Origin of the sequence: Limnobacter thiooxidans (assembly GCF_036323495.1) — a bacterium.
Lineage (GTDB): Bacteria > Pseudomonadota > Gammaproteobacteria > Burkholderiales > Burkholderiaceae_B > Limnobacter > Limnobacter thiooxidans.
The window spans coordinates 2,241,526-2,256,493 of record NZ_AP028947.1 but is presented as its reverse complement, the minus strand read 5'-3'; the positions used below and the strand labels follow the sequence as shown (position 1 = coordinate 2,256,493).

Below are 14,968 nucleotides of genomic sequence, written 5' to 3'. Positions count from 1 at the left end.
CATGCCCAAAGACACCCGAGGTACATTGATACGCCATTGGGAAATGTTGCGCTTGATTCCCAAAGAACCCGCTTCCATTTCTGCTGGTGATTTGCATCAGCGCCTGGCTGATATGGGCTTTAAAGTGACCAAACGCACTGTCGAGCGCGATTTGATCAGTCTTGCCGATTCGGGTTTTCCAATTGTTTTGGACGACACCCAGCAGCCGTATCTTTGGAGCTGGTCGAAGTTGTCGTCTGGTTTTCATGCGCCCAATATGTCTGTATCCGATGCCTTGTTGACTGTTATGGCGTCAATGACTCTGCGTGATTTGCTGCCTTCCATGTTGTCTTCTACCCTGACCGATCTGAATCAGGAAGCTGAGAAAGTGCTTGATGCGGTACAGCATGACAACGATTTGTCGAGTTGGCGAAACAAGATAGCGGTAAAGTTGCCCATGCAGCCATTGATTGCCCCAACTATTGATGAGCAAGTCCGAGTGGCGTTGTATGACGCGTTGTTGCGCGACGAGCAAATTGAAATCAATTACAAAAGCCGCAGCAAGGATGGGGAGAAGGATCAATCGAAGACCTATGTCATCAACCCCTTGGGCATTATTCAACGTGGCTGGATTGTGTATGTGGTAACCACATTCAAGGGCTATGCCGACATTCGATTGTTGGCCATGAACCGCATTCAAAGCGCCCATCGCACTTATGTGAAATGTGAAAAGCCCAAAGGGTTCAAATTAAGCAAATATCTCGATGAAGGTTTTGCTGATTTTGGAAATGGCCAAATCGTTGAATTGAAGGCCATTGTGGGCGAACACCTTGCCAAGCACTTGCAGGAATCGAAACTGTCGGTTGACCAGCATATTGAAGAGCGCAATGGTGAAATCGTTTTGACTGCATCTGTGCCGTTTACCCAGCAACTGATTTGGTGGTTAAAGGGGTTTGGATCACAAATCAGGGTATTGGAACCTGCGTTGGTGAAAGAGCAATTGGAGCAGACTTGAGCATGTTGTGATTTGCGGTAATATTATGGTCAGCTATTCAAGTGCGACGCATTAAGTCGCACATGCCTTTAAAGTTTCTCCTGCCACTTGTTCAATGACACCTGAGGGAGGAACCATGGCCGTAAAAACAGCAGTGAATAAACCGTATTCAGAAGAACCGCGAATTTCTGCACACGACATGGTCGAGTCGTTGGCTCAAGAAGGGTTTCGCCCCGAACTGGATGACGATGGCGATATCAAGTTTAAATGGGAAGGTCGGGTGTACTACCTTCGGTTTGATGACAATGACCCCACATTCATTCGCTTGTGCGCCATCAACATTGCCCCTCAACTGGAGGTTTTTGAGCAAGCCTACAGGTATTGCAATGCTGTGAATACCGATATCAAAGTGGCCAAGGCTTTCTGTGTAGACCGACAGAGCAAGCCAATTGTGTGGGTGACTGCGGAGTGTCGCTATCAGCACACCACCGAATTCGCAATCCATTTGCTTGACCTTTTAAGCGGTGTCAGGGCTGGGGTGAATCACTTTCGGGAAGTACTTGAGGCAGCAGACGGTTTGCCTGAACCAGCAGCGGAATTACCCAGCAGCATCTTGTTGAATTGACGGGATGAATGCCGGAATGGATGAAATCGCAATTGCCGCAGAGCACTTCTTAAGCCAGTTGGCCACTGCCACACAGGGGCAGGCGAGAAGCTTGTCCCCAACCGAACTGGAGTGGGCCAAACAATCGGGTGTGCTGTGCCCCCAGCACATTCAAGTGGTTGAACTGGCTGAAATCCCAAAGCCCACACATGGTGTATTGGGCTTGATTCTGGAAAACAGCGGCTTATTGAATTCGACCACAGCCGGTTTAACCTTTGGAAACCTGGTGTTTATTCGCGCCAGCAGTTATTCCGAACGGCTGCTGCGCCACGAGTTTCGCCATGTGTATCAGTGGAATACCTTTCACAGCCCGAGAGCGTACTTGAAAGAGTACATGGAACAGGTATCAATCTGCGGCTACATCAATGCCCCATTTGAGCGTGATGCAAGAAATTTCGAGAAAAGCCGTTCAATACAAGTGACTGACTCATGGCTGGCTGGTGCTGGTTGCGCCATGCACACCGGTTTTTTCATTGAAATGCGCCCAGTGAGCGAGGAGCTCGATTGGCCTTGTGTCGGGCAACTTCCGCTTGCTTTCGCCTATTTGGGATCCGTGTTGGTGGATGTGAAATCTCGCATAGCTCACACCGCCTGTGTGCGGCCGATTGAGTTTCATCAAGACATCAAGAATACGGTGCTTGAGAAATCAGAAATTCGTATTCCTGTTTCTAATTTTGAATTTCGTCTGGCTGCTGTGTTAAACGGCCATTCAAATTACAAATATGGTGTGCAGTACCTGCATTTACCCGTGTGGCGGCGATTTCAAAGCACCGATTAAAGCAAGCCAGACTTTATTGGTTTTTTACTTTCTCTGAGTCAAGACAACGCACAAAGCGACAAACATTCACTTGAGCAGGCGTACTATTAAAAGCGACTATTATTTGACTTAATCAATAATTTATTGTGACGGGTTAATTGGTTGCTATTGCCATTACATTTTCATCCTATCCAAATGACAACACTTTTCGATTTGCCGCAGCACCATGTTTTCTTTCTTTGCCCGGACAAAGAGTATGCAAGGGGCTTGCGCCGACACCTGGTTGACGAATGTGGTGTGGTTTACGGACAGGCAGGTACATTGGATGAGCTGGTCGAGCTGGCCCACAAAAAGCGCTTGCTGGATCTCTATGCCAAAGACCAAGACACGAGAAGTATTGAAAGCCTGTTGAAAGAGTTTCCCGACGCCTTTTGGGCAAAATCGGCACAGCACGATCCGGGTGGAGTCGCCACCACCCTGTCCCAGTGCATGGAAAAAGTGTTTTTGGCTTCAGGAGACCATCAAGGCCAGGCTTGGGAAGGGTTTTCCGATACGCCGCGCGTACAAACCCGTTTGGCAGAAATGCAGCATTTGTTTGAAGCAAGCTACGCCGGTCGCTGCCTGCCTGAATGGCTACAGAAGACGATTGAAGTGATTCGTTGCAAACACGCGCCCATTACGCCCATCAAGGTGCTGTGCAGCACCCGGTTTAACCAACGTGGTCAACTGATCAAACAGTTTCTGCGTACCCTGGATGAAGATTGCCAAACGGCCATTCATGCCAATGCAGAAATTGCTAGCTACCTGTGTGCACTGAATACCTTTGATGAAAACACAGCGAGCGCGATGGGGACCGTCGGCAGCAACCTGCTCATATTGCAAACACACCTGTACCAAACTGAGCTGGATAAAAGTACGCAATGGCAACCCAGTGACAGCAGTGTGCAGGTAATTCAGTGTCGCGACCGCATTGAATGTATTGAAGTACTGGCAGGCATGATTCAGCAAGTACTGAGTTCCGATTCGGCATTAACCCAGGCCGATTTTGCAGTGTTGCTTCCCCAATCATTTGATTCATATGCCCAGTTACAACGGGTATTCGAAAGGGCAGGGCTTCAACTGGCCAACCTGGAATACATTGCGCATGAACGCAACCTGGCCGGTGAGCTTTTGCGCTATGCGCTGATGATGTTTAGTGGTGCTTCGCCCAAATTGGCGGTCAAGTCTTTGTTGACCAATCCATTGATGCCTTGGTCTGCAGACACAGGGTATGAATTGGCAGCCAGTATTGATCGTTACGGTTTCAATATCAAACCCCCGAAGGGGTTGCGGCAAAAGCATTTGAATTTGATCGAGTTGTTCAATCAGGATTTGCCTCGGCCTGCTTTGTCTGACGCATTGATCACTTTGAAATCTGAGTTGAACATGCAAGGGCTGAATGATCAACAGTTGGTCAACACAGAAAGTCTGTTTGCAAAAGTAATATCGGACGCTTTGGACGTTACAAAATCCTATGATGCCCTTATCGAATCAATCGAATTGACCCCCATCAATGTCACCGTGCGCCAAGCCGTGTTTCTGGATGGGGTTACTGTGGTGTATGAGGGAAGCCATGCCTGGCGGGGTTACAAATTTCTCTATGTGATGGATTTTGTTGCTGGTTCATTCCCGGCAGTCAGCTCCAACCCGGTGGTGTTGTCCGATTCAGAATGGAACGAGTTGGCATGCGTTGTTCCAACACTGGAATTGCAGCGTCATCAACGTGCATTTGCCAAACGAATGCTTCGCAATCAATTGGCCCGAGCCCGAAGAAAACTCACCCTGATCATTCCTTCATTCAATGAGTTGGGGGATGAGTTGAAGCCGTCAGAATCGCTGATCGACCTGGCAGTGGTCGCTGGCCAACTGGACGATCCGCACACACTGATTCTGGATCTTGCCAACGAGCACGACAGGCAGGGCATTGAAGGACTAAAGCAGACTCCAGACGCCATTGATTGGACCGCGAGGCATCAACCTGAACCACAAGATCTCGAGCTGAATCGTAATTTGCTTGGCTTGTGGACGTCACAAACCAAAAATAATTCCACTGGTGAATGGGAAACGGTGGTGAAACCGCAGTCGCCCAGCGCACTGGATGATTTGCTGATTTGCCCATTGGGGTGGTTGCTCAAGCAAATTGGCGCAGATCCCAAAGTTTGGGAACCGGATGGTTTCACACCCATGACCAGTGGGCTGATTGCTCACGATGTGCTGGAAGCATTGTTCACAGGTGATGCTGCCCTCGTACCGAGCCATGCGGAGATTGATGCCAAAGCCCCCGCTTTGTTCGAACATGCAATCAAGAAAAAAGCCCCTTATTTGAACACTGCCATTTGGCAGGTTGAGCGCAACAATTTGTTGGCGGTGGTCATCAGCGCTGCGAAGGCCTGGGCCGACCTGTTGATCAAATTGAATGCGCGCGTTGTTGCCCCTGAGCTTTGGTTGCAAGGCACTTTTGATGGTCACCCCATTCATGGTCAAACCGACTGCGTCATATCCTTGCCTGATCAGGGTGTATTGGTGGTCGACTTCAAAACGGCCAAGGCCGACAAGTATGAAAAACGCATGAAGGCGCAAGTGGATTTGCAGGCCAGTTTGTATCAGGAAATGCTCAAGACGGGTGGCCCAAAAAAACCGGAAGACACAGAAAAAGCACGACACGCAAATCTGAAAAAATTGAACGGTGTGCTGTACTTCACTTTGAAGGACCGCTTGGCCACATCGAATTACAAACCAGAACAGGCGATCAATGGCTGGAATAAGGTAAGCCCGCACGGTGCGGGCGTGGGTGAAATGGCCTGGAGTCAGGATGTGTCCTCTCAAGCCATGGCCTGGCTTAAAACTCGGTTTGATGAGTTAAGAAATGGCAGGGTTGCGATGGTGAAGGAGTCGGAAATCGAGCTGTACGAGAAACTGGGTTTTGGTCAGTTCGTGTATTCCCTTTCACCCATCATTCAGCGGTCGATCATTCGAGATATTGCTGCTCAAGATGACGAGGAGGAGGACGGACAATGAACTCACAAATCAAAGCGGTTTCTGCTTCGGCGGGCAGCGGTAAAACCTATTCATTGACGCAAACCTTGCTTGAAAAAATCAAGTCGCGAGAGTTGAGCCCTGAAAACCTGGTGGCGGTGACCTTCACTGAAGCCGGGGCTTCGGAATTGAAAGGCCGAATTCGGGCGGTGTTGTTGAAAGAGGGTTTGTTTGAGGAAGCGCAGCAAGTCGAAGAAGCTTACATTTCAACCATTCATGCTTTCGGTTTTCGCTTGCTCAAAGAATTGGCTTTTGATCTGGGCTTGCCACTGTCGTCACGCATGTTGAATGAAGATGAGCAAACCCAACTGATACGAACTTCCATGGTTGGTTCTGAAGCATTGACCGACATGTCGAATGCCCTTGAAACCTTTGGTTACAAAACCAGAATGAAAGGCAAAAAGTTTGTTTCTGCAGAAGCAGTGTTTCGGGAACACCTACAACAGTTTATTGATTTGCTGCGTAGCACTGGCCGACATTCGGCTGAGACTGAATTTCTAAACCGAAGCGTTAAGTGGATTGAAAAACAATACGGCACAGTCGACCATGAACGCTCTCCACAGGACATGGCCAAATCTGTTCATTCCTGCGTAGTCGCGTTGCTTAAAGAGTTTCCGGACTGTCCAATTGAAATTTTCCAGATTACAGCGGAAAGTGCGCGCAAGGCGTTTCAACAAAGCTACCGGGCTTTGGAACGGGCCACCCAGTTGGAGGCCTTGCTCACGGATTGGGCGTTGTGGGCAGAATTGTCGGCGATCAAAATCACCTTCAAAGGATCAAAAGACAAGCCGGGATATGAACGGTATGCGGAATTGGCGACCTCTCTGAAACAGACAGTGGATGCCCATTTTGCTGTGCACCCGGGCCCATTGGCCCATGCAAGCCGACATTTCGGGGGACTGCTTAAAGGGGCTTCAGAAACCTTGGCGGGTTATTCCGACCGCAAGAAGAAGTCGGCATTGCTGGACTTTACGGACATGGTTGCCCATGCGGAGCAGGCTTTGCGCAATACCGAAAGCAGGCAACGATTGCTCGACTGCATCCGCATGGTGGTTGTGGATGAGTTTCAGGATACCAACCCGATTCAGTTTGCTTTCTTGTGGCACCTGATTGGTTCGGGTGTGCCCAGCATACTGGTGGGTGATGTGAAGCAAAGCATCATGGGTTTTCAGGGGGCTGATCCACGTTTGTTCGAAGCACTGATCCAAAATCCTGATGTTTCGGTCAGCAGCCTTGAATCGAACTGGCGGTCACAACCCAAATTGATGGAAGTAATCAACGCATTGACCCTGGGCCTTGCTGGTGAGAAAGGCATGAACGCCAATTACCATCCGCTTGAGGCGAAGGGCAAGCCTTCACCGCTGAAGCCACTGCATGTGGTGGAGTTCAGGCAAAAGCCCGACCAAAACAAAAAGAAGGATGGTGAGGATGACGATGTCATTCACCCTTCTGAATTGGTGTGGCGCGCCAGCAATATGGCTCAGGTACTTAAACACAAGTTGCAATCTGGGCTGATGGCAATTGATCGACGAACAGGTTTGCCACGCCCCCTCAAAGGCGGAGACATTGCTGTGCTTTGCCCTACCAACGGCATGTTGGCGGTGTATGCCAGGGAATTTGAAAAAGTCGGTTTGTCTGTCAATTTGCAGCGGCAAGACTGGTTCGACACCGACGAGGTGCAATTGGCGATTCAAGTGCTGGCGCTGATTGCCAACCCCAGCGACAAGCATGCTCAGTTGATGGTTGCAACATCAGACTTCGAATGCATGCCACTTGAAGAGGCGGTGAGTGCATTGTTGGGCGAAGGTTTGCTCCATTTGCCGATATTCCGAACCATTGACGCATTGCGAAAGTCCACAGCCACTTTGTTGATGAAGGATGTGGTCGAGGCCATGCTGGAAGAAAGCGGACTGACTGATTTGGCTTCGCGCTGGCCCGACCATGCGCAGGCGCGAGCCAACCTGTTCAAGTTGATTGGTTTGGCACGCGAGTTTTCGGATGCGCATGCTGAAACCCTGGCCGCTGCAGGTTTTCACGGGAAAAGCATCGGCACCTTTATTGGTTGGTTGCATTTCCTGAAGGCACAACGAAAAGACGACTTGTGTCCACGGGCGAATTACAACGACGAGCATGCCATTGAATTGACGACCTGGCACAAGTCAAAGGGGCGGGAATGGCCGATTGTGGTAGTTGCCGGTATGGACAAATCACCCACAGTGGGAGTTCCTGATGCCTCAATCGGCTATCTGGATTTCAATGATTTTGATTCAATCATTGAAAACAGCCAAATCGAATTTTCGCCAGATTACGATTTTGATGCCAAGCGCGAGGCCTTGCTGGAGTCGCTTCGCCTTGAGGCCAATCAAGTTTCATTGCGTGAACTGTATGTGGCACTGAGCCGACCGCGCGACCAACTGGTACTGGAATGGCTTCCTTACCATTTGTCTTCAAAATCCAAATCAAAACGACGTATTCAACTGCTCGCCCAGTTGACTGATTTCAAGGTGATAGAGAAATCGGTTTTCATTTCAGGGCAAGAGTTTGAGGCCTTGGTGGATGTATTGAATTACTCACCAATGCGAATTGTGGAACCAATCATTCAATTGCGCCCCCCAGCCAAGGCGCATGGGCGGTTGGCTATTGAAACGCGCACAGTGCAGGAAGAACGGTTTCGCGCGCAGGTGTCACCTTCCTTGTTACAAGCGGGTGAAGCGCATGCAGTGCCTTGCAAGGTCAGCACCATTTCGCAGCCCATTGACTTTGCAACAGGAAGCCCATTGAACAAACTGGGTACGGCCATTCACCGTGTACTTGAAATAGCCTTGGCGGGTCATGAATTGCACTTGAAATCACCTGTGGTGCAGGCAGCGATGCAGGCTGAAGGGCTTAGCACTGAAAACCTGGATCAGTTGCAGGAACTGGCCAAGCAGATACGCAGGCACTTTGAGAAGAGCCCCGGCAGTGCACAGATTTATGTAGAGCAGGTGGTGATGGGTCGTGACGGTGCCGGCGGTGAGGTGGTTGTGGGGCAGGTGGACTGCCTCGTGAAAACGCCCGATGCAACAGTTGTTATTGATCACAAGTCTGGCGCTTTGACCAAAGATGCTGAAAGCGTTTGGCAAAGCTACGCTTTGCAGTTGCAGGTGTATGGGCGATTGTTTGGTGATGCTGCTTATGCGCTGACTAGGGTAAGGGCGGGGGAGATAATAGAGATCGCTGGGTCATGAAATTAAAAAGTTTTTTATCACGATCTATGTCGATTAATGTTGGGATATTGAGTCGTAAAACTCCAGATTAGTGTTCAGACTAGCCTGCGTTTTGAGTAAGTTATGTGATTTGAAAGTGTATGAATTAAGGTGCCCTGGATTCCCCTATCTCCTCATCGAAGAATCCTATGATTCGTTCGAATTCCTTTTCGATACGCGTTCTTATCGAGCCGTGAACAGTTTGATCATGGTTCTCTGGAAGCATCGAATCAACGAGTTGAAGCCTTCGGATCACTTCCGAAGGAGCAAAGTGCAGTCCTGTACCCGCTGCCCAAATAACCGCGGCATTGGCCTGTCGATACAGTTGTTCCGTGTCGTAGTCGAATTCTCGTCCAGTTCGAATGGCTGCTTTTCTCTTTTTTTCCAACTCCTGGTCAGTGACCAGTCCCTGTGCAAATCCTTTGGCTGCGGTAAGCGCTTGTTTGCTTTCTTCTTTGATAAGGAGCCAGAGATACTGTTCAGTGGCCCAAACCGCGAAACGGCGGCATTCAAGTACCAATGCATCCAGGCTGACCATGTAATCCAGCGTTGCTTGCATGCCAAGCACAGCATAAATTGCCTGCCATGGGATGAGCACGTTGTCCTCATCTGAGGGGCGGTCGTCCCAAGAAGCCTCCGCTACGTTGTTTCTATATTGGCCATGAAGAAGAAAACTTTTGCGTGTTAGGTGTTTCATGTGTGATTTTCTCTTGGTTGCAGAGTCGACTATTCTGAAAAATGAGAATCTCATTGAGTGCGACGTTAGGTGTCGCTTCGTGCTAGATCATGAAGTCTGTAGTTGATCGATAAATGACTTCAATGAGGAGCCACAAACCATGGCAATGGACAAACAAATCAAGACCGTGATTCAGCGCGGCAACAAGGTGATTGTGTATGGTGAACGTAATCAGATTTTGTTCAATCTGAGTGTTGTCACTTCCAGAGGCGATGCGCTGCATGGTTACACCTCGGGTTCGGTGTCCATTCGCAAACTCGGACGAACCTACACATACAACAGTGAAGGTCGTTTGATCGGCACGGCTTGAACATGGTTAGAAATCTTTATTCTGATCTTCAGGTCACTCGGGAGGCTCATCCCGAAGTGATCAAGTCCGCTTAACTGCACATTCAAGAGCCTTTCACCTCACCCCAGAAAACCAATCGACTTGCGTTCCTTGTGCCTTAAAAGCAAATCAGACTTTAAGCGGGCTGCAAAATCAATCTCATCCACAATTGGGTTGAATCGATGTTGCCGAATCACTGCCGCCACGTCACCCGGTGTGCATCGACCGACATCCTGAAATGCCATTTGAAGGGCAGCTTCGCAGGGAATCGTGGGCGGCTCGTTGTCGGCCCACACGTGTGCCAGTTCGCGTTGAACCAGTTGCAGCAGTTGTTCCTTGCGGATGTAATCAAAATGAAGCTTGATATCGAAGCGGCGAAAGGCAGCACTATCCAGTTCTTCATTCAAATTGGTTGAAGCGATGAACAGGCCTTCGAAGCATTCGATCTGGGTGAGCATTTCATTCACCAAGGTCACTTCCCAACTGCGGTTTGCGTTGTTTCTGGATTGAAGAAAGCTGTCCACTTCATCAATCATCAGGATGCTCTGGGTTCTCTGCGCTTCTTCGAAAGCTTGCGCAATATTTTGTTCAGACTCACCCACATACATCCCAAGCAAATCCGATACCTTACGCAGAATCAGTGGTTTATCCAGTTGCCGCGCCAGCCAGTGGCCAAAGGCTGTTTTGCCAGTGCCTGGTGGGCCATATAGCAGTACACGGCCTGTTGGGTATGTATGTAACTGCTTTGCCATACTGCACAGGTCTGTAGGGCAATTTACCCATGTGGGTTCATAACGTGCCGCGTTGGAAGATGCCGTTGCCGTTCCTGTTGGCAGATAACGCTGGGCGGCCAGGTTCTCATCAATCATTCTTTTGCACAACGCGGACTGGTCGGTGATATCTGATTCGATCATCGACAGCACCTTGGCTGTTCTACTCAGCATGGCCGGCGACACATTGCGGTGAGCTGCAATTGCACTCATGACGCTGTTCTTGATTTTCGTACCCAGTAGTTCTCGGATTTGAGTTTCTCTGCTCTTGACCGGAGGCACTGGTACCTTCGCCACGAAATCGAAGCGGCGCAGGTAAGCTCGATCAATTGTGCTCGTCTGGTTTGTGATCCAAAAGGTCAGGACCTTCGATTCCTCCAGGGTTTTGTTTAGCCAGGCCTTGGAAGTTTTCATGTGCGAGAATTCAGATGAATCGAAGTTTCTGTCCTCATCTCTGGATGAAAAGACATCTTCTACCTCATCAAACACGAGAATGGCGCGTTGACTTTGTAAAACGGTCTGTGCAGCTCGAAGCGAGTTCAGTCTTTTGAGTGGAATAATTGGGTTCCCATCATCATTCTCGCTGCTGACCTCGTAAACAGGCACATCAACGAGTTTTCCAAGTAGCCGTGTCAGTTCTGTTTTCCCTGTACCGGGTGGTCCGTACAGCAGTACGTTTCCACCAACACCCGCCTTTGTGGTTGTTGCGTCCACATATGCCCGCAATCCGCTGATCAGTGGTTCGAGGTGAGCGTAATCTGACCAACTCAGCGTTCCAAGAGAGGCGGTTCGCCATTCAGTACGGAAAATGTCTTCATGGGCTGATGGGTTGTCCACGAAATTATGCAGAAAGCGCTCATTCATCGGTTTTAGCGCTTCAGTCAAGTCATGGTGTCTGTGGAATTCCAATTCAATCAACCCACTTTTTATCAGGGGGGAGTTTGCTGAGAGTGCGTCTTTAACCGATTCTTCGTTTGTTCGCAGCAGCTCCGCCAATATGGAATATCCGTGGCTGTGGTGTACACCGCGTACGGCGCGGGCACAAGTCCCTAAGGCGGTGTCGTAATGCATCAGATAAACGAAAACAAGAATCCGCTTCTCAATCTCGGTCATGGGTATGAGCTTGAGCAATGCAAGCAGGTTTTGCGGCATCGACCCAGGTAGCTTATCGGGGGAGAACAACTCATCGTCAGATTTGAGCTCGCTGACGATTCTTTTGTAGGCCAGCGACACCGACTTCTTGAATTGTTTTGAATTGGCGATATGCTCAGCATCATCAAGATCAAGACTGTCTTCAAGAATAAAGTCTCTGTTGTTCCGTTCCAGTGCAATACTCGCTGCCCGACTTAGCGGAATCCCGATTGTTGCACACATCCGATATGCCTCGAATTCACCTTGCTTGAGGATACGTTGAATCTTGTACTTCGCATGAATCTTCTCCAGCAATGTAAGCGTGTAGAGCTTGATCAAAGGGCTGATGCAAGTGGGGGTGAATGTTGCCATGGACATAAGTCTTTGTGTGTTTGAACACACAAAGTATCGCAAACGATGCGACATAATGTGTCGCTTTTGACTTTAAGCTTTAAGCTGTTTCAAAACCAGAAAGACAGGATGGTGCGCCTATGAAGCCGCTGATAAACAAGCAAAAAGTCGTGTTTTTTACCGGTGCTGGCATAAGCGCTGAAAGTGGTCTGGAGACGTTTAGAGACAGTGACGGCATGTGGGAAAAAATTGATGTGATGTCGGTGGCTTCAACAACAGGTTGGCAGCAAAACCCAGGGTTGGTACTTGATTTTTTTAACCAACGGCGGCAGAAAATGTTGCAAGCAGAACCCACTGCTGCGCACCACGCGATTGCTGAACTACAGGCGAAATACGATGTGGTGGTGATTACTCAGAACATCGACGACTTGCACGAGCGTGCTGGAAGCAGGCAGGTTATCCACCTGCATGGCAGTGTGCTTTGTGGGCGTAGTAGTGTACATGCCGATCGACTCTATCCAATTTCTGAAAAAGGTATCCAACTTGGCGACCTGTGTGAATTCGGTTCTCAGATTCGACCGAATATTGTGTGGTTTGGTGAGTCAGTACAAAACATGGAAGAGGCCAAGCGGCATGTTATTGAAGCGGGGACCGTGGTTGCGATTGGTACATCGCTTGTCGTTCAGCCTGCGGCAGGATTGCTTCGATACGCCAGGTTCCATGCTAATAAGATGCTGATTACCTTGGACGTAGGGAGCCAGGTGCCATTTGGGTTTCGGTGGATACGCGCCAAGGCGTCTGAATGTACCCACCTCATCAAAAGCCTGTAAAGGCCTAATGCAAAGGTGATGATTCCACGTTTGATGTTTGTACCTTGCAGCTGCTTGCAATGTCACGGTGTTTAACCAGTTGGAAGATTGCCTGGGCAATATTTGTTGCGAAATCTTCGAGACTGCTCGTTGAATCCAGATTTTTGAAGTGTTTTTGAAACAACTCTATGGGGCCGCGATATTGCTGAAATGGAAATTCTTCGAGTTCATCCAATACGGTTTGGGCCATCAGTTGGCCCTGTGGCTGAGTACTTAAACTTTGGTTAATTTTGCTCAGGATGTCGAATTCAAGGTCAGCTTTGAAGTTTTGATCCTGATCACGAATTTGTTCTGCTGAATGGCATCGCTCAGCCAGCTTTCCAAGTTGGGCACTTTTCCTGTCTACAAAGACATTCAGGAGTTTAATATCGACAGCTTTGCCATCTTTGGCTAGAAATCGTTCAAGATCCTTGACAGAAAACCCTGCTGCGTTTTTTGGCAGCACACTTGTTGAACATTCACCTTCAACTTGAGCGATCAGCCCGAATTTTTTACGCAGTTGCAATTCAATCTTTTCAGAGTTTTTCATCCTTAATCTCCTGAGTTCGATTGATTAATTGTAGGTCCTGCTGCGACGTCGAGTGTCGCATGCTGGACTACGATCCAATTTTAGACAGGAGTGTTTTCATGATTCCAACCTACGTCACCTGGATTGCAGATGAATTGTTCAAGCATTTGCAAGATCGCGGTTTCAATCTGAAAGTCACCACAAGGCGAAGGTATTGCGTTTGCATGGAGTTGATGCACCCATTTGGAGTACTTCGCATTGCCGTCAATTCCTATGAAACGGCTGTTTGGGTCATGGACGAAGGAAAGGTATTTGACTGCCTTTCCATGGGCTTTTTCAATCTGGTAAAAGCCGGGCGGCGTTTGAGTTGTGGTTGTGGGGGTATTGATTGCAAAACAATTCACTTTTCAACGCGTAGGCAGTTGCTCAAGGAGTTTGCGATACAGCCAATGATTGATCTGTTTCATCGCTTTGAGACTGGCGCCTATATCGATTATTTTGGGATTCCTGACCGTTCTTGCTGGGCAAAGATAAGGCCTGCCGAGCAAGTACGGTTTGATGAATCTGATTACATCAAATCTGTGTGGGTCAGTTTGCAATCGCCGCGATCAACTTAGACAACAGGAACGACTGGCTTGGTGCCAGGCCGTAGCTCAAGGCCTGTTCAGAATTGAGAGTACGTTCTGCCTTGGCCTTGTTGAACATGGCTTGCAGACTGTCAGAAATGGAATCTGGGGTAAGCGGTCTGGCATTTGTGGATTTCAGATTCACTGATTCCGTGCTCAACTTGAACGGGCTTTCACTACCTACCCAGGACACACCTGCCGAGGCTGTCACGGTCAATCCTGTTTTGTAGGTGATGGATTTTCTTTCTTGCTCGTTTTCACCAGAATTTTCCGCAATCCATTTCAATGCGTCTTCCAGATCACCATTTAAAAGCTGACGGCCCTCCAGTTCGATCAATACTTCGGTGAAGATATCTTCACTGCTGATCACCCCGATTTTTTTGTAGCCGTCATCGTAGTTAACCGTGGCGTAACTGTGATTGGGAACGAGGGTACCCGTGCCATGAAGTGCACCCAGGGTGAGAATGAAAGCAACAACGACGTTAGCGATAGGGGTGTAGATTTTTTCCATTTGTTGATCCTTACAACTGTTGATTAAAAAGTAGATTTATCGAAGACAGGCTTTGACCTGCTTGTTGAGTTTGCTCATGATCTCCACGCTTTCCGCCTCGTTTCCTGAAATGCCAGACTGCAGTAGCTGATGATGAATTTTTATGCTGCCTTCCTCGTTGCTCAAGTAGGGCGTGGGTGGGTAACCAAGTATTGAAGTAACACCGGAGTCGAGGTGAATTGCAGTAATGTGTTTTGCCGCACAGGTCAGGGTTTTCTGTTTGTTGTTCGCGATGACCGTGTTGCTGTCGGCGTAACATTTCTTGATGTGTTCAATGACATGGAGTATTCCTTCTTCGCTTGCAAGTGCCATGATTTGCTTGCAGCTTTCTTGAACAGAGGGGCTTTTGCTCCAGGCCATTAATGGAAAGAGCAACAACAATAAA

13 protein-coding genes are annotated in these 14,968 nt (G+C 48.8%); 8 read left to right on the top strand and 5 right to left on the bottom strand.

Translation table 11 applies throughout. The annotated features are described in order from the left end of the window. Position 1: 1 nt before the first annotated feature. From RGQ30_RS10280 to RGQ30_RS10260, 5 genes are all read left to right on the top strand, one after another. Positions 2-994, top strand: coding sequence for a helix-turn-helix transcriptional regulator (locus RGQ30_RS10280; RefSeq protein ID WP_130556008.1), 993 nt, complete (start codon positions 2-4; stop codon positions 992-994). A 115-nt stretch (positions 995-1,109) separates the two neighbouring features. Next, positions 1,110-1,598, top strand: a complete 489-nt coding sequence (locus tag RGQ30_RS10275) for a YbjN domain-containing protein (protein WP_338284383.1) — start codon at positions 1,110-1,112, stop codon at positions 1,596-1,598. A 16-nt stretch (positions 1,599-1,614) separates the two neighbouring features. Beyond that, a complete protein-coding gene (locus tag RGQ30_RS10270) occupies positions 1,615-2,415 on the top strand; it encodes a hypothetical protein (RefSeq protein WP_130556010.1) in 801 nt (266 codons plus the stop codon). A gap of 174 nt (positions 2,416-2,589) precedes the next feature. Then, on the top strand, positions 2,590-5,451 hold the full coding sequence (locus RGQ30_RS10265; RefSeq protein WP_130556011.1) for a PD-(D/E)XK nuclease family protein: 2,862 nt from the start codon (positions 2,590-2,592) through the stop codon (positions 5,449-5,451). Further along, positions 5,448-8,696 (top strand): UvrD-helicase domain-containing protein, encoded by a 3,249-nt coding sequence (locus tag RGQ30_RS10260; RefSeq protein WP_130556012.1) that lies wholly within the window; start codon positions 5,448-5,450, stop codon positions 8,694-8,696. Before RGQ30_RS10265 ends, RGQ30_RS10260 begins: the two co-directional genes overlap by 4 nt. 124 nt (positions 8,697-8,820) lie before the next feature. Here the strand turns inward: RGQ30_RS10260 and RGQ30_RS10255 are convergent, their stop codons facing one another. Beyond that, on the bottom strand, positions 8,821-9,411 hold the full coding sequence (locus tag RGQ30_RS10255; RefSeq protein ID WP_130556013.1) for a hypothetical protein: 591 nt from the start codon (positions 9,409-9,411) through the stop codon (positions 8,821-8,823). A 139-nt stretch (positions 9,412-9,550) separates the two neighbouring features. On the opposite strand from RGQ30_RS10255, the gene RGQ30_RS10250 reads away from it, so the two are divergent. After that, positions 9,551-9,760, top strand: a complete 210-nt coding sequence (locus tag RGQ30_RS10250) for a hypothetical protein (RefSeq protein ID WP_130556014.1) — start codon at positions 9,551-9,553, stop codon at positions 9,758-9,760. A gap of 98 nt (positions 9,761-9,858) precedes the next feature. Here the strand turns inward: RGQ30_RS10250 and RGQ30_RS10245 are convergent, their stop codons facing one another. Further along, entirely contained in the window at positions 9,859-12,051 is a 2,193-nt protein-coding gene (locus RGQ30_RS10245) for an AAA family ATPase (protein ID WP_338284382.1), read from the bottom strand. Between the two features lie 119 nt (positions 12,052-12,170). Between RGQ30_RS10245 and RGQ30_RS10240 the strand changes: the two genes are divergently transcribed. Continuing rightward, positions 12,171-12,860, top strand: a complete 690-nt coding sequence (locus tag RGQ30_RS10240; RefSeq protein WP_130556016.1) for an SIR2 family NAD-dependent protein deacylase — start codon at positions 12,171-12,173, stop codon at positions 12,858-12,860. Between the two features lie 4 nt (positions 12,861-12,864). Here RGQ30_RS10240 and RGQ30_RS10235 read toward each other — a convergent pair whose 3' ends face one another. Beyond that, complete coding sequence (locus RGQ30_RS10235) at positions 12,865-13,428, bottom strand: hypothetical protein (RefSeq protein ID WP_130556017.1); 564 nt, start codon at positions 13,426-13,428, stop codon at positions 12,865-12,867. Positions 13,429-13,487: 59 nt separating this feature from the next. Here RGQ30_RS10235 and RGQ30_RS10230 point away from each other — a divergent pair, with 59 nt between their 5' ends. Further along, a complete protein-coding gene (locus RGQ30_RS10230) occupies positions 13,488-14,024 on the top strand; it encodes a hypothetical protein (protein WP_130556018.1) in 537 nt (178 codons plus the stop codon). On the opposite strand, the gene RGQ30_RS10225 is transcribed toward RGQ30_RS10230, so the two are convergent. Continuing rightward, a complete protein-coding gene (locus RGQ30_RS10225) occupies positions 13,996-14,544 on the bottom strand; it encodes a hypothetical protein (RefSeq protein ID WP_130556019.1) in 549 nt (182 codons plus the stop codon). The two genes, RGQ30_RS10230 and RGQ30_RS10225, sit on opposite strands and share 29 nt — an antisense overlap. Before the next feature lie 36 nt (positions 14,545-14,580). Beyond that, positions 14,581-14,895, bottom strand: a complete 315-nt coding sequence (locus RGQ30_RS10220; protein ID WP_130556020.1) for a hypothetical protein — start codon at positions 14,893-14,895, stop codon at positions 14,581-14,583. Between the last annotated feature and the right edge of the window lie 73 nt (positions 14,896-14,968).

Bases quoted from the DNA above. Each gene is read 5' to 3' on its own strand.
- RGQ30_RS10260 (WP_130556012.1), top strand. From the start codon at position 5,448: ATGAACTCACAAATCAAAGCGGTTTCTGCTTCGGCGGGCAGCGGTAAA.
- RGQ30_RS10245 (WP_338284382.1), bottom strand. From the start codon at position 12,051: ATGGCAACATTCACCCCCACTTGCATCAGCCCTTTGATCAAGCTCTAC.
- RGQ30_RS10275 (WP_338284383.1), top strand. From the start codon at position 1,110: ATGGCCGTAAAAACAGCAGTGAATAAACCGTATTCAGAAGAACCGCGA.
- RGQ30_RS10280 (WP_130556008.1), top strand. From the start codon at position 2: ATGCCCAAAGACACCCGAGGTACATTGATACGCCATTGGGAAATGTTG.
- RGQ30_RS10240 (WP_130556016.1), top strand. From the start codon at position 12,171: ATGAAGCCGCTGATAAACAAGCAAAAAGTCGTGTTTTTTACCGGTGCT.
- RGQ30_RS10235 (WP_130556017.1), bottom strand. From the start codon at position 13,428: ATGAAAAACTCTGAAAAGATTGAATTGCAACTGCGTAAAAAATTCGGG.
- RGQ30_RS10255 (WP_130556013.1), bottom strand. From the start codon at position 9,411: ATGAAACACCTAACACGCAAAAGTTTTCTTCTTCATGGCCAATATAGA.
- RGQ30_RS10225 (WP_130556019.1), bottom strand. From the start codon at position 14,544: ATGGAAAAAATCTACACCCCTATCGCTAACGTCGTTGTTGCTTTCATT.
- RGQ30_RS10230 (WP_130556018.1), top strand. From the start codon at position 13,488: ATGCTGGACTACGATCCAATTTTAGACAGGAGTGTTTTCATGATTCCA.
- RGQ30_RS10270 (WP_130556010.1), top strand. From the start codon at position 1,615: ATGGATGAAATCGCAATTGCCGCAGAGCACTTCTTAAGCCAGTTGGCC.
- RGQ30_RS10250 (WP_130556014.1), top strand. From the start codon at position 9,551: ATGGCAATGGACAAACAAATCAAGACCGTGATTCAGCGCGGCAACAAG.
- RGQ30_RS10265 (WP_130556011.1), top strand. From the start codon at position 2,590: ATGACAACACTTTTCGATTTGCCGCAGCACCATGTTTTCTTTCTTTGC.
- RGQ30_RS10220 (WP_130556020.1), bottom strand. From the start codon at position 14,895: ATGGCACTTGCAAGCGAAGAAGGAATACTCCATGTCATTGAACACATC.